Consider the following 19,015-nt stretch of genomic DNA (forward strand, 5'->3'; position numbering starts at 1 on the left):
TGTTTAAATGCTTGCTCCGCTGTTGCGCTCGAAAGCGACAATCCACTCGCCTTGCGTCGCGGCATAACCGGTATCGCCTTCCACAACAAGGCCGTACAGATTTTTTACATCCAGGAATTCCTGGCGCTGGCCGTCAACGAACTCCAAAGTGATGTAATAATAAGTATGGGACGAATGACTGACGTGGCCATCATGGTTATGGGAGCTTTGCCTTACGTCCATTCGTTTGGATACAACCTTAGCAAAAGTAGATTCTTTGGGCGAGGTTGCGTTTTTCACGTACTTCGCGCCGCGAAAAATGACGGTTCCGATAACGATAACGAATCCGATTACAATAATAACGGGGATAATAGTGATCATCAGATCAAATCCCATTGGCGGTCCAAAGCCGTTGTTCATTCCTTGCTCCTCCGATGCTTCCCAGGATATGGGCATGTAATATGTTGATTGTACGTATGGAAGAGAAGAAAAGTTGCACTTGATCTTGCGATACCGAATATGTTATAAATGGAACGTGACTGATTGACCGGAATTGAATTTTGGTCATTTTACGAAGGTTCATGACTGTAGAAGGAAAGGAGATTGGCTCATGTCCATTGACCGCAAAGCGTTAATATTGAAGGCAGCGACGCAGTCGTTTGCGCAATTTGGCTACAAAGCGACCACAATGGATCTGGTGTCCAAGATCGCAAGCGTAGGCAAAGGCACGATCTATACTTTTTTCAAGACGAAGGAGGAGCTGTTCGAAGCGATTTTGAACAAGGCCGAGATCGAATTGAAGGAAGCGATGAACTGCGGATTTGATATGGAAGGCAATGAGCGTTCATTTATTCATAGCGTGTTCAGCCTGCTTGATTCTATCCTCGAATTCCGCTCGGATCATGAGCTGTTCGTGAAGCTGGCTCAGGAGGTTAGGGATATCGGCACTGTCCAGGCGCTGGAGGGGATCCGGCGGATCGAGCTGTTTGGGCTTGAGTTCCTGAAGCAGAAGCTGGATGTTGCGATTGAGAAAGGCGAAGTCAGGGAATGCGATACGACAATCACATCCTATATGATCTTCCGCTTGTATCTAGGTCTTGCAACGGAATGGAACAAGTCGCATAGCGAGCCGCTCACCAAAGAGCAGATTAAGGAGAACATCGCGATGCTTATCACCAAAGGCATTGTGAAGGAATCCCGATCTTAGAAAATTCCAGCCTGTAATGGGCTGTTTTTTTGGTCAAAAATGACCGAAATACGAATTTAGTCAGTTATTCAACCGAAAGAAGGATGTGTGAACATGAGGCCGATTCAAGTTTTCCTCAAGGACATGAAAACTCTGGCGACGAAAAGAATGCTGCTGCTTTCTTTTATTGGCGTCGCCCTGCTTCCCATGCTGTACAGCAGCATACTGATTGACGGCTCGATGGACCCTTACGGCCAGACGAGCAAGCTACCCGTAGCCGTTGTTAACCTTGACAAAGGGGCGACTTATGAAGGGAAAACGATGAATGTCGGGGAAGACTTCGTTGACGAATTGAAGAAAAGCGATAATTTCAAATGGGATTTCGTTAGCGAAGAGCAGGCGAAGGATGGCATGGAGCATAACGATTACTACATGACCATCACCGTGCCTAGCAATTTCTCGGAAAACGCAGCGACCTTAACGCAGGAAAATCCGGTTCAGGCGGAGCTGATTTTCGAGCCGAACAGCCAATATAACTTTGTGGCCGGTCAGATCGGCAACAGCGCGATGAAAGAATTGCGTTCGAAGCTGAACACGCAAATTACCGAAGCGTATACCCGCAGCATGTTCGAACAGGTAGGAACGATCTCGGACGGTCTTGGCAAAGCTGGAGAAGGCGCAACTGAATTGAAGGACGGAGCGGGCAAGCTGGATGACGGCATTGCCACGCTGAAGGAAAACCTCAATAAGCTGGCTAGCGGCACTTCCGAGCTCAGCGGCGGCGTATCCAAACTGTACGATGGCGCTGCAAGCTTAAGCCAAGGCACCAGCCAATTGTCCTCTGGGGCATCGAGCTTAGCTGGCGGTCTGGGGCAATTGTCCGCAGCCGAGCGTCAGCTTGAGAACGGAGCTTCGCAGTCCAAGGCTGGCGCAGCCCAATTGGCCGAAGGATTAAAGGCTTCGAAAGACGGCGCGGCTGCGCTGAAGCAAGGTTTAACCGCTTCTGCCGCGGCAAGCGCGCAGGTAGCCGACGGTGCGGCCCAGGTTGCAAAAGGACTCGAGCAGCTGATGGCGGGGACGCCGGAGCTGCAGGATAACGAGGCGCTGAAACAGCTTCTCGCGGCAAGCAAGCAGGTCGCGGCGGGCAGCGCGCAGCTGAAGGAAGGGCAAGAGCAGCTTCTGGCCGGCGGCAGCAAGCTGGCTCTGGGCCAGGAGCAACTATATGCAGGCGCAAATTCGCTTAGCCAGGGTCAGGAAAAACTGGCGGCCGGCCTTGAGACCTTTGGCGGGAAGCTGAAGGAAGCAGGTGCCGGCGCGGAGCAGCTGGCGGCCGGAGCAAAAGCAGCGAATAGCGGCGCCGCTCAGCTGAAGGATGGACTTGGCAAGCTGTCCGGCGGTGTCGAAGGCATTGCGGACGGTTCGAAACAGCTGGATCAAGGCGCGGGACAGCTGAAGGACGGCTCTAAGCAGCTCGTGAACGGCTCGGGCGAGCTTGCTGCGAAGCTGAATGATGCCGCTGCGGAGACCGGCAGCATCAAGGATGGCGACAATACCGTAAATATGTTTGCGGAGCCGGTTGTCGTAAAAGAAAATACCGACCATAAGCTTGACCGTTACGGACTTGGTATTGCTCCTTACTTCTTATCGCTGGCGTTGTTTATGGGCGCGCTTGTTTATACGACGGTATTCTCGGTGCGCGATTCGTACACCTTGGGCGCTTCGGCGATGGGCCGTTTCATGAGCCGCACGTTGACTTACGTGACGATAAGCCTTCTGCAGTCCTTGATTGCCGATGCCGTTCTCCTGTATGGATTGAAGATTGACGTAACAAGCGTGCCGCTCTTTGTATTCTTTACCATTCTGACAAGTCTGGCGTATACGTTTATTATTCAAGCGCTTGTTACTTGGCTGGATAATCCGGGACGCTTCCTGGTTGTTCTGCTGATGATCTTCCAGCTGACATCAAGCGCAGGCACCTTCCCGCTTGAACTGCTGCCGGATTGGATGCAGAAGCTGAACCCTTGGCTGCCGATGACCCATGCGATTACCGGCTTCAAGACGATTATCGCAAGCGGCGATTATGCCCTGATGCGCGAGCAGATGCTTGTCCTTGGCGCTTTTGCCGTCGTGTTCCTGGCACTAACCTTCCTGTACTTCAAACGTCAGTCGAAGAGCTCCGCCGAGAACGTCACGACAGCTGCGTAAGCTTAGAGGCAGGCTGGATAGCCATCTATTAATTGTCATGGAACATCCATCCTGCTCCTCTTTTCTCTTACTAGCAAATCGGTTAATATTAATAGAATCAGTAGTTGAACAAAGTGGCCGTCATTTGACGGCTTCTTTTCTTTTTTCGTATGGGAGAGTGAGTACATTGCTATCGTTCTACAAAGATGATTACCGGCGGTCGCCGATGCTCGGAATTTGGCTTCTGCTGCTGCTGAAATCCGTCCTGTTCCGGGTGTTCCTGTTCGGAGAGCTGCAGTGGAACGGCCTTCTGGCGGATGCGGCGGCTTGGCTTGGGCTGCTCCTTATCGTGGAGCTTATTACGGGCTCAAGATGGAGAGGAATCGCGTACTGGGCGGTGAATTTGATTGTGTCCGTTCTGCTCTTTGCGTCAACCGTATACTTTAGTTATTACGGTTCCGTGCCGACGTATACGGCCCTCAAAGCGCTTGATCAAGTCAATCAAATACAAGACAGCGTAAGATCGCTAATTAAGGTTAGCTATTATATTTATTTTCTGGATCTTGCGATTCTTGCAATCTTGTATATCGTTCGTTTGATTAGAGGAACCCGGGTTCCGGGACGTAATAGAATCGGACAGCTGCGTCTCGTTATCGGAGGCCTTCTGGTATGTGTCGTTGTATCCGGAAGCTTGGTTTATGCCGGGAGCGATATTCCGAATGAACTGGAGCAAGCCGAAGGGCTGGGCTTTATCGGGTATCAGGCTGCTGCAGCCTGGAATAACCAGAGCGAGAAAGCGATGGCGAGCAGCGGAGATATCGAACAGACCAAAGCGGATATTAACGAGCTGATGTCTTCCTATTCTTATCAGGATCAACCCGGGAAGCCGGCTATCCAATTCGGAACCGCGCAAGGGAAGAACGTGATCGTTGTCCAGATGGAAGCTTTTCAGAACTTTCCGCTTCATCTGTCGGTAGGCGGAGTGGAGCTGACGCCCGTGCTGAACAAGCTGGCTGACGAGAGCTATTATTTCCCTCATATCTATCAGCAGATCGGCCAGGGCAACACCTCGGATGCGGAGTTTATGTCGAACACCTCGATTTATCCGACGGGCGAGATTGCCATGTCGACGGGTTATGGCAACCGCGAGTTGCCAAGCATGCCGCGCATGCTGGAGAGCAAAGGGTATGAAGCCAACACGTTTCACGTAAACGATGTGACGTTCTGGGACCGGAATAAGCTTTATCCGGCGCTTGGGTTTGACCACTATTATGACAAACCGTTTTATACGGATGATCATTTTAATGCATTTGGCGCATCGGATGAGGAGCTGTACCGGGTTGCCGTAGACAAGCTGCAGGCGCTGCACGAGCAGAAGAAGCCGTTTTACGCGCAGATGGTGACCGTCTCCAGCCACTTCCCGTTCGAAGTGCCGAAGGACCGGACGGATTTGACCCTGCCGGCATCCATGGAGGGAACGCAGCTCGGCAATTATTTGCAGGCTGTCCATTACACGGACTACGCGCTTGGCACGCTGATTGACCGCCTGAAGGCGAACGGCATGTGGGACGACACCGTGCTTGTAGCGTATGGCGACCACTTTGGCCTGCAGCCGGAGAAAGCCAGCGCGGCGGAGATCAGCCAGCAGCTGGGCATTCATTACGATGACCGGCTCAGCCGTTTCAACATTCCTTTGATTATCCATGTTCCGGGTCAAAGCAGCGGCCATGTCGTAGAGCAGCCGGGCGGGCAGCTTGATATTATGCCAACCGTTGCGAACCTGCTGGGCGTGAAGCCGGCAGACGAAGGGGTTGTTCCATTCGGGCATGACCTGTTGAACATTAACCATAACGTATTTGGCATGCGGTATTATCTGCCGACAGGATCGTTCTTCAATAACGATATCCTGTTCGTTCCGGGCAAAGGCTTTGACGACGGCACCGCCTACTCGCTCAAAACGATGGAGCCCGTTCAGGACTTCTCCCAGTATCGCAGCGACTACGACTACATCATGAAGCTGATGAGTCTCTCGGACAAGTATGTCCGACAGTTGCCTAAGAGGACTCCGTGAATTGCAGGATCTACATGACGAATGCGGCTGAATTCTAGCTCCGTCATGACGCAAATGGATTTCCTTACGGCCGTTGTTGCTTTCACTTTGCTTTGAACTATGTTCTAGATGATGCAAAGTGAAAGCAACGGCGAACGTTTCACTCCTCCATCCAGCACGGATGTAATTGGAATATATAACCATCCATTTCCGCCATAAGGAGCTGATGGGGCGCTGTAACACGGAAAAGCCGTCTTATTCGCTTCCGTTGGCCGCTCGCAATGAGTCAAAGTGGTCTGTAACACGGAAAAACCGTGTTATTCGCTCCCGTTGGCTGCTTGCAATGAGTCAAAGCGGCCTGTAACACGGAAAAGCCGTCTTATTTGCTCCCGTTGGCCGCTCGCAAAGGTCTAATGTGGGCTGTAACACGGATAAACCATCTTATTCGCTCCCGTTGGCTGCTCGCAATGAGTCAAAGTGGTCTGTAACACGGAAAAACCATCTTATTCGCTCCCGTTAGCTGCTCGCAATGAGTCAAAGTGGTCTGTAACACGGAAAAGCCGTCTTATTCGCTTCCGTTGGCTGCTCGCAATGAGTCAAAGTGGGCTGTAACACGGAAAAGCCGTCTTATTCGCTCCCGTTGGCTGCTTGCAATGAGTCAAAGCGGCCTGTAACACGGAAAAGCCGTCTTATTCGCTCCCGTTGGCTGCTCGCAATGAGTCAAAGCGGCCTATAACACGGAAGAGCCGTCTTATTTGATCAATTAGCCATGGGGTAGTAGATATTAAGCTGACATAAGAAGAGGGCAGCCCAGATTCATTGGGCTGCCCTTTCTCTGCTTACTCCCACCGTCGGAGTAGGAGGAGTGAAGGAAATGTATCTCCTGGAAGAGTGGAACGCTCGCCTTTGTCATTCTGAATTCTCGTAATACGAGTTAATTCAATAATTCAGAATGACAACAGCGACTGGAAGGAGATACATTTTCGGAATGACGGGCTTAATCCGGTATCCTTCCACCATCATTCCATCATCCTTCGCTTAGTTCTGCTCCCGACGGAACCCTTCTTCTTTCATGTATTCCTCTACCTCGCCGTACGCTTCGAACGCCATCTCCAGATTAAGACCGGAATAGACGTACCACATATCGTCTTCCCATTTTACCGTCAGACTTTGATTCTCTTCGTTGGTCCATAGCTGGTCTTTCTTTTTGCGGTTGCGCGACGGCTTGGGAGCGGGCTCTTCCTCGCGTACGGAGAGCGAATCGATCGATTGGCGGAGCAGCGTCCGCAGCTGAAGCTCGTTGTAGTCGCGGATATTGATCATCCCTTTTTCGTCCTGGCTGAAATTGCGCAGCAGCCCGGCATAGACGAAGCCGTTACCGTTCGGGTGCAGGTGGTACACGACATTTTTGCGGTCATATAAGCTGTTCTCGAACTGGAAGTTCACACGCCCCAAAGATACATTGGTCCGCGTCAGCTCCGGGAACGATTCAATAATAGCCAGCTTTTCGTCAAAAGTTAACATAACATCCTCCATCATCTATCCAAAATGTGCTTCGGCTATTATAGCACAAGCGTCTCCCGCATACGAAGCGGCTTTCCCTTCTGTGCGCGGCAACTAAAGAGGCGGGCTTCCGATTAGTCGCCGCCACAAAGTTGCCGCGGGCTCGTTTACTCCTTGCGACGCTCTGACTATGATAAGGGAAACGAAGGGAGCGAGAGAGGATGAATCAGGACCATACTTATTATTTAAAATATTGCATAGAGGTGTCCCGCAGGTCGAGAGAGAACGGCAATACGCCGTTTGGCGCGATTCTTGTGAACGAGCGGGGCGAGATTGTGCTGGAGCAGGAGAACGTGGAGCTTACGGAAAGACGGTGCACCGGCCATGCCGAAACCGCGCTGATGGAGAAAGCCTCCCATCGATACGAGCATCATGACCTGTGGAACTACACCCTATACACCACCTTTGAGCCATGCGCGATGTGCTCGGGTGCTATCTATTGGGGTAATGTCGGAAAAGTGGTCTACGCCGCGACGGAGGAAGCGCTGCTGAAGCTGACGGGCGACCACGAGCAGAATCCGACGTTTAATCTGCCTTGCCGGGACATTTTTGCTAAAGGCCAGAAGCCGATTGAAGTCATTGGGCCTTTTCCCGAGCTTGAAGAAGAGGTAGTAGCGGTACACAAAGGGTACTGGGACTAAGGTTAAACAGTAGTTGCCGGCATGGTTGTCCCCTAACGAGAGGTCGTCTTTTTTGTCCTTGCCCTGCATAAGCATGTAGAGGTACGGGCTTACGAAGTAAGAATTTCCACAAATGATCACGATACGGTCATTTGTTTGGCAATTCTTTTTAGGAGGCGATGGAAGTGACGAAATGGGGACGAAGAGGTTGGATGCTTCGGTCACTTGGCCTGAGCCGGCAGCAACTATGGTCTAACCGTCCTTTTGCAAAGGTGAAGCGGGTCAGCTGGGGAAGCAAAACCTCCTCTCCAGGCAGCACGCCAAAGCCATGGGGAACAAGCAAGTGGCGGTCGCCTCGAAAGCCAAAGCCAGCGGGCGGCTGGGGCGGGATGTGGCAGCCTCGCAAACACCCGGTCAGACCGACTGGAAGAGGCGTCAAAACGATGAGCATCAGCTCGGCGGGCAGCGGAAGCGGCGGAACAAGGCTTAGATCCGGCAAACGGCGCACCAAGCTATGGATTATCATCTCGGTTCTTATTCTGCTGTTCGGCACTATTCAATCCCTTGTTTATATCGAAAAGCATCTGCGTCCGCCTCTTATGAAGGTCGCGCAGCTGCGGATCAAGCAGGTCGCTACACAGGCGATTAACAAGGCCACGACGGATGAGGTTGTCAGCAATGCCGATTTCGAGAAGCTGATCGATTGGAAAATGAACAGCGCCGGCAAAGTATCCGGCTTTATGCTGAACTATGCCGAGCATACGAAAATCCGGTCGGAGACGATCAAGACGGTGCAGGCTACGCTTGACGAGCTGAAGGAAATCCCCGAGCATATCCCGGTCGGCAACGCGCTGGGCAGTGCCCTGATCTCGACTTACGGTCCGAGAATTCCCGTCAAGTTCGAGCCGGTGGGAGCCGTGAAGGTGGACCTGAACACGCGCCAGACGAACGCCGGGATCAATATGATTCTGATCGAAGTGTATATTCATATCGTATCCGAGGTTGCCATTATCGTCCCGTTTGAGACGGATCCGCAAATTGTGGAAACCGAAATCCCGATCTCGTATCTGCTTGTTGTTGGAGACGTGCCTATGTATTACTACGATAATGAAGGCAAGCCGGTCGGCGAATCCGCGCCTAACGCTCCGAATATTTCGCTGCCTATGTCAAAGGGGCAAGGAGTTACCCAGCCGTCGGACGGAAGCATGCTGAAGGAGCAGCTGGATCCAGGCGTAACTCCGCTGCCTTCGAACAACGCCGGCAATAACAATGCAGCCAATGCTGGAGGCGGCGGATAACAAATAAAGGGGCATCCCCAAAGGTCCAACTAACCTTTGGGGACTGCCCCTTTTATCGGTTTGCCGCTTTTAAGCGGTTCCGTTCGTCCTGTTCCCACCGCCTCAAGAGCGGATAGGGGTCAAATGCCCATTCGATAAGCCCGCGGTCGCGATATACCCCGTAATGAAGATGCGGCGGGAATTTGCCTTGCGTTCCGGGCTTGCCGTAACCGGAGCTGCCAACCCAACCGATTGTTTGACCCGGTTTTACAATCGTTCCGATGCCAATCGTCTTATCGAACCCGGACAAATGGGCGTAATAGTGGTAGTAGTTATTCAAATCCCGGATGCCGATCCTCCAGCCTCCGTAAGGATTCCACCCTTTTATCTCCACGACGCCAAAGCAGGTGCTTCGGACAGGGATGCCGTAATTGGCGAAAATATCGGTTCCTTCATGAGTACGCCGTCCTCCCCAGCCGCGGGCATTCCCCCATGTGCTGCGGTACGAATAATTGTTCCCGACCGGGACGGGAAACGCATGCTCAAACAAGTCCAGACGCCCGAAGGTAGCGTAAATATTGGAAAACTGCTGAATGCGCTGCACAGCCCTGCTATTATGGTAGTACTCCCATACTCCAATGGAAAAGTCGTCTTCCGTAGACCCGCCATACTGAAGCAGTCTGTTCGATACGGAATACAGCAGGTCGAGATCGTTTGTGCGGTCGGCAAAGCCGTCTCCGTCACCGTCGCGGCCAATGCCGTTGAACCACTGGATCGAAGCCGGTACGTTATCGGCCGAGTCCGGATTAAGCGGGCCGGCCCATTGCTCCTCTTCGACATAGATGCCAACGATTTTGCCCAATTGAGGCCGGGCTTTAGGTCTGGCTTTGGACAACGTACGCTCGTATTGGTCGACGGCAGCGATACGGTACCAAGGAATGCCGGTAACGGTGCTAAGCCTGTCGTAAAGCTGCTGTCTGACGCTTAAGGAGTCTGCCTCTCCTTCCGAAGATTGGGTTTGAGCCGCAGGTTTTGCTTTACCGGCACTTAAGCTCGGACTTTGATTCGAATTTGCATAGCCTGTTTGCCCGGAAATTAGCATGGAAGCGACAACGGCAGCCAAGGCAATAGAAAAAGTCTGTTTCAATCGTTCCACCCTTTCGAAAGCTCGAAGCAATATTCATTATGTTTTGCAAATCATTGGATTTTATCCGAACTATGCTATAATAAACGGTGAGATTCGGCTGTCCAATTGAAAGTGAAAGCAGGGAATTCCAGATGAAATCAAACAAAGAAAAATTGAAAAAGCCGGACTGGCTTAAAATAAAGCTTACAACCGAAGGCAACTACACCGAAATCAAAGACATGATGCGCACCAAAACGCTGCACACGGTCTGCGAGGAAGCGCGTTGCCCAAATATTTACGAGTGCTGGTCGAACCGTACGGCAACCTTTATGATTTTGGGCGATATTTGTACGCGCGCCTGCCGCTTTTGCGCCGTAAAAACAGGTCTTCCTACGGAGCTTGATCTTCAGGAGCCGCAGCGCGTAGCGGAAGCCGCCGAGCAAATGGGCCTTCGCCATTGCGTAGTTACTTCCGTTGCCCGCGATGATTTGGCTGATGGCGGAGCTTCGATTTTTGCCGGCACGATCAAGGCTATTCGCGAGCGGATGCCGTTTACCCGCGTGGAAGTGCTGATCCCGGATTTTATGGGTAATGAAGAATCGCTGAAGATTGTAATGGATGCGAAGCCGGACATCCTGAACCATAATATCGAGACGGTTGAACGGATGTCGAACCGCGTGCGCGCCAAAGCGAAGTACAGAAGATCTCTGGAACTCCTGAGACGCGCGAAGGAAATGAATCCTAAGATTCCAACGAAATCAAGCATTATGCTTGGCGTTGGCGAAACCTACGAAGAAGTATTGCAGGCTATGGATGATCTTCGCGCGGTAGACTGCAACATTTTGACCCTTGGCCAATATTTACAGCCTACGCCAAACCATATGCCGATTGATCGTTATGTGCACCCGGATGAATTCAAAAGCTTGAAGGAAGAAGGCTACAAACGCGGATTCCGTCATGTCGAATCGGGACCGCTGGTACGAAGCTCCTACCACGCGCATGAACAGACCGATTCAGCTGCAGCAGCGGAGGAACGCGAGCTCAGCAACGCATAGCTTCTATTGGTGAATTCGAAAGAGGGGAAACGGAATTGATCCAAATTGGCGGCAAAATATATGAACTCATTCATGAAAATCGCAACGGCTGGAACGCGGACGCGTTTAAGGATCGTTACAGCGAGGTTTTGGAGCGCTACGATTTTATTATTGGCGACTGGGGCTATAACCAGCTGCGCCTGAAGGGCTTTTTCCGCGATAATCATATGAAAGCAACGAAGGACAGCGCATATTCGGGAATGTCCGATTATATTAATGAATATTGCAATTTTGGCTGCGCTTATTTCGTTCTGGAGAAGACCGGTACGGCTGCAAAATCTCCGGATGAAGAAGCGGGAGATGAGCAGGAGGCTTCTTCGAAGCAGGATACCTATGGGCAGGATAAAATCGATGCGGAGGAAGAGCAGGAGGTTGGTGCCTCCTCGCTTGCTGACGCTGTACTCGCTGGTGCCGCGGCAGCCGCAAGGGAAAGCGCAGCTGCGGGCAGAGGCGGCGGACGTCACGCCGAGGATTCCCAGCAGCAACAGCAGCAGTCGTCCCGGCAGCATGGCCAGTCGCATCATCAGCAGCGCAGCGGGAAGGACCAGCAGCATAGAAGAGGCTATCGTCCTAACGGCAGGAAGCCGATTAGACCGGCTGCGAACAAGGATGTTGCCGCAGCATCCGAGCAAGCAACGGTTCATTCTCCTTCCGGCCAGAAGCGTGGAGAACGCGGAGAGCGGGATAGAAACAAGGATAGTAATAAAGAGAACAACAAAGAGCAAGGAAGCCGTCAATAACATAACGAAAGGGCTGTCCGCTGGTCGTCGAGACCTGGTGGACAGCCCTTTTTTAATACCACTCCACGAAAGGTGGAAACAGAAATTCTATTTGGCGATAAAACCTACCTCTAAACGCGGTCGATCATCTTCGAGGGACTTCGGTAGAGGTTTTTTCACATATCAACAAACGCATCGCGGACGCGGTTCCAGAACGGGAACGGCCGGTACCGTGCAAAGCTGACTTTGCGGGTAGAGACACTGCAGCGGATGGAGCGTATATCGGTCCGTTGAAGGCTGAGATGATCAACCGTAAGCAAAAGCCGCTGTTCCTTTTTCGAGATAATATCGCAGTGATGATGCTGAGGCAGCAGGAACGACGACCCCAGCGTCCGATACACGCGGTTGTTAATCGACGCGATCTCGGCAATCTGCAGCGATTCAATGGACGGGTGAACGATAGCGCCCCCGACGCTTTTGTTATAAGCGGTGCTTCCTGACGGAGTGGAGATCACGATCCCGTCGCCCCGGAACATTTCGAAGGACTCATCGTTAACGCTAAGCTGTACAACGAGAGTAGCGTCAACGCCTTTTAACGTAAATTCGTTTAGTGCAAGGTAGTAATAGTTTTGCTCACCGGTCTCCACCGCGATTTCCGCGAGCGGATAACGAACGAGATGGGGCGTTTCTTCCGCCATCAAGGTGACAAGCGTCTCTAATTCATCTGCTTTCCAGTCGGCGTAAAAGCCCAGATGACCCGTATGAATACCAACAAAGGATACATCGGTTACCCGGTCGGTATATTTGTGGAAAGCCTGGAGCAGCGTTCCGTCTCCGCCGATGGACACAATGACGTCCGGCATGTCGTCATGACGCGTAAGTCCGCGTTCTGCCGCCAGTTGATGGAATCGCTCCGCTAATGATTTCGATAATTGATCGCCCCGATCGATGACTGCATATTTCAAGAAATTGAACCCCTTCCGGCCTATTGCAAAGATACTAATGATGATATAGGAATATGGCTTCAAATTCAACGCCGCTACAAAAGTTTAAGGTGCGAGCCATCCCCACAGCAAATAAACGAGAGCGACGGAGATAAACGCATGAGTCAGGCGGGCGAGCATAAGCGGCATGTATCGCAGATCCGTACGGCTTAGCAAGCTTAGCACCTGGGCATGCACGGAAAGGCCTCCCCAAGATAAAATCCAAGCGGCAATAGCGGCCTGATGCATCAATCCGGTGCCTGCTTCTCCCGCAGCCCGCGCGCCAAGCGTTACCTCGAATAAACCAAACACGATGGCGTCGGCTAGCTTCGCCGGAAGCCCAACAGCGCCGAACAAGAAGCGCAGCCCTTCGGCTAAAGCCTCAACAACTCCCGCATGAGTGAGAAGCTCCATCACAACGGAGAAAAAAACGACAAGTCCGCCAACTACCATCATAAGGCGCAGCGCGGATTGAATGCTGTCCTGAAGCAGCTTGCCGAGACTTCTGCCATCCATAAGCCGGGCTTCATGCATCGCTTTGGTTGCTTCCACCAGCCGGGAGGCGCGGCGCGAGGGCGCTCGCCTATGAGATTCGGTAACCGGCTCGTGGGGGTCATGGAACCGCATCAGGAGTCCGATAATAAAGGCCCCGCCATAGTGGGCGGCTGCAAGCAGGGGAGCGAGTGCTGCATTATGGAAAAAACCGACGGATACCGCACCAATCAGGAAGATGGGATCGGATGTTGTCGTAAAAGCGACCAGCCGCTCGCCTTCCGCGCGTTTGACAAGACCCTGCTCCCACAGCTGGGCGGTAAGCCTTGCCCCAACCGGATAACCGGATACGTATCCCATCGTAACGACAAAGCTTCCGATGCCCGGAAGGCGGAATAACGGCCTCATCAGCGGGTCCAGCAGCTTGCCGAAAAAATGGACAATCCCGAACCCGAGCAGCAGCTCGGAAATGACGAAGAAAGGGAAAAGAGCCGGGAATAACACCTGCCACCATATCGATAATCCCCGCAGCGCCGACTCCAGCGTTTGGGAGGGGAACACGGCCATCAGCAGGACGATGAGCAGGGCGACGAGGCCGGTTATCGAAGCCGGCCGGGTAAGCGTTCGGAGCATGGATGCGTCCTCCTTTGGACATTGGGACATGCGGAAAAAGAAAATGTACAACCCCTACATGAGGTATATGATGAAAGGTGGACATCCATCACTAAAGGTGCGGATTTTGCTGTAAAAATTTTTTTCATAATTCTAAGAAAACGCTTGCAAAAAGGGCTGGACGGTCCGGTTTTTTATGATACAATGGAGGTACCTTTGAAGGCTTGGAGTGATGATAATGAGTATAATCGCTGGCATTCTGGTCTGTGCGTTTGTGTATGTCATCCGAGAATCACTGACAGCACCGGGAGAAGAGGACTACGAAGGTTAATCGTTGCAGCTAATCAATAATAATCCCGCATTGGTGACGATGCGGGGTTTTTTTTGTGTTATAATACTAAATACCTACATGATGGAGATGAAATTGACGATGAATAGGAATATAAGCCTTTATGAAGCAATTGGTGGAGCTGAGACTTTAAGACGAATCGTTGAGTCTTTTTACCCTAAAGTGCAGGCGCATGAGCTGCTTGGTCCACTATTTCCGGAAAACATCATCCCCGTTATGGAGAAGCAGATCATGTTTTTGACGCAGTTTTTTGGAGGACCCACGTTGTTTTCCGATGAATACGGCCATCCGATGATGCGGGCGAGGCATATGCCTTTTCCGATTACGCCGAAGCATGCGGCAGCCTGGCTTGATTGCATGAAGCGGGCCCTGCAGGAGGCTTCCGGCCTCGATGAGGAGCTTCAAGCATACATTATCGAGAGACTGTCAGGTCCGGCCTACCATTTTGTGAACACACCCGAATAGGAGATGGATTGGTATGGAGCCGCTCTATCAGACAAAGATGAATTGCATTTGCTGTGAGACCATCTTTACGACATCACGAGTACGCCCAAGCTTTAAAAAAGCGGTGGCTATCGATTCTGATTTTTGCGGTTATTACCGGGCGGAAGCAAATCCGGAATTTTACGTGGTCCGGGTCTGTCCGACTTGCGGATTTGCAACAACGGAGAACGGTGCGCAAAGGCTTACCGAGCGGCAGCGCAAAAATTATTTGGAGCAGATCGGCTCACGCTGGACTCCTTATGATTACGGCGGTGAACGCGATGCGGCGCAGGCGATGAAGGTGTACAAGCTGGCCTTATTGTCGGCGCAGGCGATTGAGGAAAAGCCGAGAGTTATAGCGGGCATTTTGCATCATATTGCATGGTTATACCGTTACGAGGGAAATCAGCGGGAGGAGCTGCGATTTATGCGGTTCGCTCTTCAAGCATATATCAAGGTCTATGAGGAAGAAGGCTCGCAATTAAACAATGCGAAGCTGATGTACATTATCGGGGAGCTGAACCGGCGAACGGGCGAGCTGTCAGAAGCTGTAAAATGGTTCTCGCGCATCGTAAGCGACAAGCGCATTATGGATGAAGCCATGATCCGGCGGAGCCGCGAGCAATGGCAGCTTATCCGGGAGCAGATGGAGCAGGGACAGCCGGTATCGCCGGCCGCTGCGACGGGAGAGACCGAGTCCCCCGTGCAGACGACGGCTTAACAGACTTGTCCTGCATTAATGGCTTAGCTTGCGGAGCGGCTGATCCGTCAGCATATAGTCCTGGTCCATATCAAGGACCGTGACTTTGTTATGGCAGCACGGGAAGACAAGCAGCTTCTTCTTGCCATGCTGAATGTCCTGGATCTCCCGAACGCGAAGAGGGATGAGTACGTTCTCGCTGCCGCAGAAGGGACAGCTGGGAACGTAAACGTCCTTCATCACAATATCATAGGGCCAAGTCCTCTCGAACGGAATCATGAGGACGACTCCTCCGTACCGGAAGCGGATTCAGACGGCTTTCCCGCCTCTGCTTCCGCTTTTGCCAGTTCGGTCAGTTTTTGCAGTAATATATGTTTAGGCATATGCATCAAATGCTCGAGCGGCACGCCAAGCTGCTTGGACAACTTGATCGCTGTTTCGGGTGAAATTTGCAAGGGTTGTGACATGGTGTTATTCCTCCAATCCGGATATAATTATGTTATACACCGCTGAAGCAAGATTGCGCAAATTTATTTGTCGATCTTTTTGTGGCGGTTTTTTCTTTTGAGGCAGGCTTACATATACGAGGCCAATACAAATGCGAAGGAGAGAACGGTTGAATGACGACAAGCAATTATCCAATGAAATGGGATTTGGAGACGTTTTATGAAGGAGGTTCGGGTTCGGCCGCTTTCGCCAGCGAATTGGCCGGCATTGAGAAGGATGTGGCCGAGCTGGACCGGCTGCTGCCTGACAACTCCCTGGAGACCAAGAAAAAGATTGAAGATACGACGGCTATACTGCAGTCCGTGCTGATCCGTCTTCGTCAATCGGAATCATTCGTTGAATGCCTGCAGGCGCAAAATATGAAAGACTCCGCAGCGAATGCCCTGAGCGACCGTGTAAAAACGATCAGCGCCAAGCTGCTTGGAGCGTTAACGCGTTACGATAACGAGCTTCGCCAGATCGGCGATGAGGAATGGGCGGGTATTGTTGGAAGCGGTTCGCTTGCCGAGATCGCATTCAGCTTGTCCGAACGCCGCGAGCTGGCTAAGGAAAAGCTTGCCCCGGAATTGGAGGCGCTTGCCGGCGATTTGGCGGTTGACGGCTATCACGGCTGGGGGGCTCTGTACGATCTGATCGTATCCCGTGCGAAGTTTACGGATATCGGCGAGAACGGGGAGGAGAAGATTCTCTCTGCCGGACAGATGTTCAACCGGCTGTCGGACGGCGACCGTTCGGTCCGTGTCCGCGCTTTTGCCGAGTGGGAGCGCGAATGGGGCGATGCCGCGGAGCTATGCGCGGATGCGCTTAACCGCCTTGCTGGCTTCCGTCTGAAGCTGTACGGCAAACGCGGATGGGAATCCGTGCTGAAGGAACCGCTGCAAATTAATCGGATGTCCGAAGCAACCTTCAACGCAATGTGGTCTGCGATTAACGAAGGCAAGCCAAAGCTTGTCCGTTATCTGGAACGGAAAGCCAAGCTGCTTGGTCTTGAAAAGCTGGACTGGCATGATGTCGGCGCGCCGCTAGGCTCCTCGGCACGTACAATCGGCTTTGATGAGGGTGCGAAGTTTATCGTGGAGCAGTTCAGGGGGTTCAGCCCGGATATGGCGGATTTCTCGGAAATGGCGTTCCGCGATGCCTGGATCGAAGCGGAGGACCGGGCAGGCAAACGTCCGGGCGGCTTCTGCACTTCGTTCCCTAAGAGCCGTCAAACCCGGATTTTCATGACCTACTCGGGAACTTCGGATAATGTTTCGACGCTTGCCCATGAGCTTGGGCATGCGTACCATCAATATGTGATGGACGATCTTCCGGCTCTGTCGCAGGAATATGCGATGAACGTGGCGGAGACGGCTTCGACCTTTGCCGAGCTGATCGTTTCCGATTCGGCGATGAAGACGGCTGTTGATCATGAGGAAAAGCTGGGCCTCCTGGAAAACAAAATCCAGAACGCCGTAGCGTTCTTTATGAACATCCATGCGCGGGTGTTGTTCGAGACGCGCTTCTACGAGGAGCGTAAGCAAGGGATCGTGCCGGTAGAAAAGCTGAACAGTCTCATGGAGGAAGCGCAGCGCGAAGCGTTCAGCGGAGCGCTTGGCGAGCTGCATCCGCATTTCTGGGCTTCCAAGCTTCACTTCTATATTACGAGCGTACCGTTCTACAACTTCCCGTACACGTTTGGCTACCTGTTCAGCGCTGGGATCTATGCACGCGCGCTGCAGGAAGGACCGGCATTCGCTGAACGTTATGTGCAGCTTCTTCGCGATACCGGCCGCATGACGGTAGAGGAGCTGGCCAAGAAGCATCTGGGCGTCAACCTCGAAGAAGCCGATTTCTGGCGTGAAGCGGTTGAGCTTACAACGAAAGATATCGACCTGTTCCTGGAACTGACGGAATAGTAATTGGGAAAAGCGCTTCATCCTTTGGATGACGCGCTTTTTTTTATCTCCCCAGCGGTTATCTCTCTTTAGTGAATAATTCGCTCATCCAGATTTTCACGGTTTACGACATAAGAATGAACGCGCTGTTTTCCTTCGCCGTAAGGAACTAACAGGCTAAGTTTTGCCATCGCTCTTAGAATGGAGCGTGCCGTTTCAATGTGAACGGTTAGGTAAGCACTGACCTCGCGAGCACGGAGTGGTCTTTCTGTACGGAGAGCAAGGCGTAATACTTCGTTCTGGATGATTTCATTTGATGAACGTTCCATGTAATGTCGGTCCAACCAAGTGCTCATAAACTGTTGCACGATTTGTTCACACATCCGAGGCCTGTCGCAGATATCGTCATAGGAGAAACGAAGAATCCTCCAACCGTCGATTACCAAGTGATTTTGCCGGATGCGATCATCGGAGAAATGGTTACGACTAGCGTGGGACGAATGAGGGCCATAACCATCAATCTCAATATTTAGTTTAAGCGGGTATTTGAGGTAAGCAAAATCAAGATACCTTGTGCCATCGCGGAAGTCAGCAACCTCGTATTCCGGATGTAAGTTTTCAAAGTTACGAAAAGCGGGAAACCATACATTTTTTAAGAACAATCTTTCAGCATGAGTATGTCCTTGCTTAAGCCTCTCTTTGGCCTTTCCTTTGAGTTTTTTTAGGTGCATCTCATACCACTTTTGATGAACAGATTCGAAAGACATGTTATAAGCTCCTTTCAAAATAAAACACGCCGCTTTCCAAGACGCTATGCGTCTAGGAAGCGGCGTGTTCTTCACGACCGGAATTTAGATTTGGTTTTAGTCTACCATTATTTAGTAGGTTTATTCAAGAGTCGATGATAGTGGGAGGTAAATAAGAGGAAAAAACCGACTTACGGGCGGCTGGTGGGAGTTGAAAGGGCGTGGAGAAGGTAAATAAGAGGAAAAAACCGACTTGCGTGCGGCTGGTGGGAGCTGAAAGGGCGTGGAGAAGGTAAATAAGAGGAAAAAACCGACTTGCGTGCGGCTGGTGGGAGCTGAAAGGGCGTGGGGAAGGTTAATAAGAGGAAAAAACCGACTTACGGGCGGCTGGTGGGAGTTGAAAGGGCGTGGAGAAGGTAAATAAGAGGAAAAAACCGACTTGCGTGCGGCTGGTGGGAGCTGAAAGGG

General features: G+C 51.8%; 18 protein-coding genes. 10 read left to right on the forward strand and 8 right to left on the reverse strand.

All coding sequences use genetic code 11. The features are described 5' to 3' along the window. Nucleotides 1–3: 3 nt before the first annotated feature. The gene (locus WFK81_RS26090; RefSeq protein ID WP_336789741.1) at nucleotides 4–399 is read right to left on the reverse strand and encodes a DUF2500 domain-containing protein; all 396 of its coding nucleotides are present in this window, start codon (nucleotides 397–399) and stop codon (nucleotides 4–6) included. Between the two features lie 190 nt (nucleotides 400–589). Here WFK81_RS26090 and WFK81_RS26095 point away from each other — a divergent pair, with 190 nt between their 5' ends. The 3 genes from WFK81_RS26095 (at nucleotide 590) to WFK81_RS26105 (ending at nucleotide 5,420) form a co-directional block, all read left to right on the forward strand. After that, nucleotides 590–1,186, forward strand: coding sequence for a TetR/AcrR family transcriptional regulator (locus WFK81_RS26095; RefSeq protein WP_336789743.1), 597 nt, complete (start codon nucleotides 590–592; stop codon nucleotides 1,184–1,186). Between the two features lie 93 nt (nucleotides 1,187–1,279). Next, entirely contained in the window at nucleotides 1,280–3,370 is a 2,091-nt protein-coding gene (locus WFK81_RS26100; protein WP_336789745.1) for a YhgE/Pip domain-containing protein, read from the forward strand. A gap of 205 nt (nucleotides 3,371–3,575) precedes the next feature. Then, on the forward strand, nucleotides 3,576–5,420 hold the full coding sequence (locus WFK81_RS26105; RefSeq protein WP_336789784.1) for an LTA synthase family protein: 1,845 nt from the start codon (nucleotides 3,576–3,578) through the stop codon (nucleotides 5,418–5,420). Nucleotides 5,421–6,437: 1,017 nt separating this feature from the next. On the opposite strand, the gene WFK81_RS26110 is transcribed toward WFK81_RS26105, so the two are convergent. Beyond that, nucleotides 6,438–6,923: a hypothetical protein gene (locus WFK81_RS26110; RefSeq protein ID WP_336789747.1), complete on the reverse strand. Its 486-nt coding sequence runs from the start codon at nucleotides 6,921–6,923 to the stop codon at nucleotides 6,438–6,440. A gap of 200 nt (nucleotides 6,924–7,123) precedes the next feature. Between WFK81_RS26110 and WFK81_RS26115 the strand changes: the two genes are divergently transcribed. Together WFK81_RS26115 and yunB are read left to right on the forward strand one after the other, a co-directional pair. After that, nucleotides 7,124–7,603 (forward strand): nucleoside deaminase, encoded by a 480-nt coding sequence (locus WFK81_RS26115; RefSeq protein ID WP_336789749.1) that lies wholly within the window; start codon nucleotides 7,124–7,126, stop codon nucleotides 7,601–7,603. 164 nt (nucleotides 7,604–7,767) lie between these two features. Beyond that, complete coding sequence (yunB, locus tag WFK81_RS26120) at nucleotides 7,768–8,880, forward strand: sporulation protein YunB (protein ID WP_336789753.1); 1,113 nt, start codon at nucleotides 7,768–7,770, stop codon at nucleotides 8,878–8,880. 52 nt (nucleotides 8,881–8,932) lie between these two features. On the opposite strand, the gene WFK81_RS26125 is transcribed toward yunB, so the two are convergent. After that, nucleotides 8,933–10,006 (reverse strand): M23 family metallopeptidase, encoded by a 1,074-nt coding sequence (locus tag WFK81_RS26125; protein ID WP_336789755.1) that lies wholly within the window; start codon nucleotides 10,004–10,006, stop codon nucleotides 8,933–8,935. A gap of 131 nt (nucleotides 10,007–10,137) precedes the next feature. On the opposite strand from WFK81_RS26125, the gene lipA reads away from it, so the two are divergent. Both lipA and WFK81_RS26135 read left to right on the forward strand, forming a co-directional pair. Beyond that, entirely contained in the window at nucleotides 10,138–11,040 is a 903-nt protein-coding gene (gene lipA, locus WFK81_RS26130; protein ID WP_336789757.1) for a lipoyl synthase, read from the forward strand. A 35-nt stretch (nucleotides 11,041–11,075) separates the two neighbouring features. Beyond that, nucleotides 11,076–11,819, forward strand: a complete 744-nt coding sequence (locus tag WFK81_RS26135; RefSeq protein ID WP_336789759.1) for a YutD family protein — start codon at nucleotides 11,076–11,078, stop codon at nucleotides 11,817–11,819. A 155-nt stretch (nucleotides 11,820–11,974) separates the two neighbouring features. On the opposite strand, the gene WFK81_RS26140 is transcribed toward WFK81_RS26135, so the two are convergent. Together WFK81_RS26140 and ylbJ are read right to left on the reverse strand one after the other, a co-directional pair. Then, nucleotides 11,975–12,763 (reverse strand): NAD kinase, encoded by a 789-nt coding sequence (locus WFK81_RS26140; protein ID WP_336789761.1) that lies wholly within the window; start codon nucleotides 12,761–12,763, stop codon nucleotides 11,975–11,977. An 84-nt stretch (nucleotides 12,764–12,847) separates the two neighbouring features. Beyond that, a complete protein-coding gene (ylbJ, locus tag WFK81_RS26145) occupies nucleotides 12,848–13,906 on the reverse strand; it encodes a sporulation integral membrane protein YlbJ (RefSeq protein ID WP_336789763.1) in 1,059 nt (352 codons plus the stop codon). 409 nt (nucleotides 13,907–14,315) lie between these two features. Here ylbJ and WFK81_RS26150 point away from each other — a divergent pair, with 409 nt between their 5' ends. Both WFK81_RS26150 and WFK81_RS26155 read left to right on the forward strand, forming a co-directional pair. Further along, a complete protein-coding gene (locus WFK81_RS26150) occupies nucleotides 14,316–14,699 on the forward strand; it encodes a globin domain-containing protein (protein WP_336789786.1) in 384 nt (127 codons plus the stop codon). Between the two features lie 13 nt (nucleotides 14,700–14,712). Next, the gene (locus WFK81_RS26155; RefSeq protein ID WP_336789765.1) at nucleotides 14,713–15,438 is read left to right on the forward strand and encodes a DUF2225 domain-containing protein; all 726 of its coding nucleotides are present in this window, start codon (nucleotides 14,713–14,715) and stop codon (nucleotides 15,436–15,438) included. A 15-nt stretch (nucleotides 15,439–15,453) separates the two neighbouring features. Here WFK81_RS26155 and WFK81_RS26160 read toward each other — a convergent pair whose 3' ends face one another. Next, nucleotides 15,454–15,696, reverse strand: coding sequence for a hypothetical protein (locus WFK81_RS26160; protein ID WP_336789767.1), 243 nt, complete (start codon nucleotides 15,694–15,696; stop codon nucleotides 15,454–15,456). Further along, nucleotides 15,693–15,884, reverse strand: a complete 192-nt coding sequence (locus WFK81_RS26165; RefSeq protein WP_336789769.1) for a YycC family protein — start codon at nucleotides 15,882–15,884, stop codon at nucleotides 15,693–15,695. Before WFK81_RS26165 ends, WFK81_RS26160 begins: the two co-directional genes overlap by 4 nt. A gap of 153 nt (nucleotides 15,885–16,037) precedes the next feature. Between WFK81_RS26165 and WFK81_RS26170 the strand changes: the two genes are divergently transcribed. Beyond that, complete coding sequence (locus WFK81_RS26170; protein WP_336789771.1) at nucleotides 16,038–17,822, forward strand: M3 family oligoendopeptidase; 1,785 nt, start codon at nucleotides 16,038–16,040, stop codon at nucleotides 17,820–17,822. A 68-nt stretch (nucleotides 17,823–17,890) separates the two neighbouring features. Here the strand turns inward: WFK81_RS26170 and WFK81_RS26175 are convergent, their stop codons facing one another. Further along, nucleotides 17,891–18,568, reverse strand: a complete 678-nt coding sequence (locus tag WFK81_RS26175) for an endonuclease domain-containing protein (RefSeq protein WP_336789773.1) — start codon at nucleotides 18,566–18,568, stop codon at nucleotides 17,891–17,893. Nucleotides 18,569–19,015: the final 447 nt, after the last annotated feature.

It is taken from the genome of Paenibacillus sp. MMO-177, assembly GCF_037147795.1.
Lineage (GTDB): Bacteria > Bacillota > Bacilli > Paenibacillales > Paenibacillaceae > Pristimantibacillus.

What these genes read in the sequence shown, in the direction of transcription:
- WFK81_RS26110 (WP_336789747.1), bottom strand. Translation starts at nt 6,923, where the DNA reads ATGTTAACTTTTGACGAAAAGCTGGCTATTATTGAATCGTTCCCGGAG.
- WFK81_RS26175 (WP_336789773.1), bottom strand. Translation starts at nt 18,568, where the DNA reads ATGTCTTTCGAATCTGTTCATCAAAAGTGGTATGAGATGCACCTAAAA.
- WFK81_RS26155 (WP_336789765.1), top strand. Translation starts at nt 14,713, where the DNA reads ATGGAGCCGCTCTATCAGACAAAGATGAATTGCATTTGCTGTGAGACC.
- WFK81_RS26150 (WP_336789786.1), top strand. Translation starts at nt 14,316, where the DNA reads ATGAATAGGAATATAAGCCTTTATGAAGCAATTGGTGGAGCTGAGACT.
- WFK81_RS26100 (WP_336789745.1), top strand. Translation starts at nt 1,280, where the DNA reads ATGAGGCCGATTCAAGTTTTCCTCAAGGACATGAAAACTCTGGCGACG.
- WFK81_RS26115 (WP_336789749.1), top strand. Translation starts at nt 7,124, where the DNA reads ATGAATCAGGACCATACTTATTATTTAAAATATTGCATAGAGGTGTCC.
- ylbJ (WP_336789763.1), bottom strand. Translation starts at nt 13,906, where the DNA reads ATGCTCCGAACGCTTACCCGGCCGGCTTCGATAACCGGCCTCGTCGCC.
- lipA (WP_336789757.1), top strand. Translation starts at nt 10,138, where the DNA reads ATGAAATCAAACAAAGAAAAATTGAAAAAGCCGGACTGGCTTAAAATA.
- WFK81_RS26090 (WP_336789741.1), bottom strand. Translation starts at nt 399, where the DNA reads ATGAACAACGGCTTTGGACCGCCAATGGGATTTGATCTGATGATCACT.
- WFK81_RS26105 (WP_336789784.1), top strand. Translation starts at nt 3,576, where the DNA reads ATGCTCGGAATTTGGCTTCTGCTGCTGCTGAAATCCGTCCTGTTCCGG.
- WFK81_RS26095 (WP_336789743.1), top strand. Translation starts at nt 590, where the DNA reads ATGTCCATTGACCGCAAAGCGTTAATATTGAAGGCAGCGACGCAGTCG.
- WFK81_RS26165 (WP_336789769.1), bottom strand. Translation starts at nt 15,884, where the DNA reads ATGTCACAACCCTTGCAAATTTCACCCGAAACAGCGATCAAGTTGTCC.
- WFK81_RS26170 (WP_336789771.1), top strand. Translation starts at nt 16,038, where the DNA reads ATGACGACAAGCAATTATCCAATGAAATGGGATTTGGAGACGTTTTAT.
- WFK81_RS26160 (WP_336789767.1), bottom strand. Translation starts at nt 15,696, where the DNA reads ATGATTCCGTTCGAGAGGACTTGGCCCTATGATATTGTGATGAAGGAC.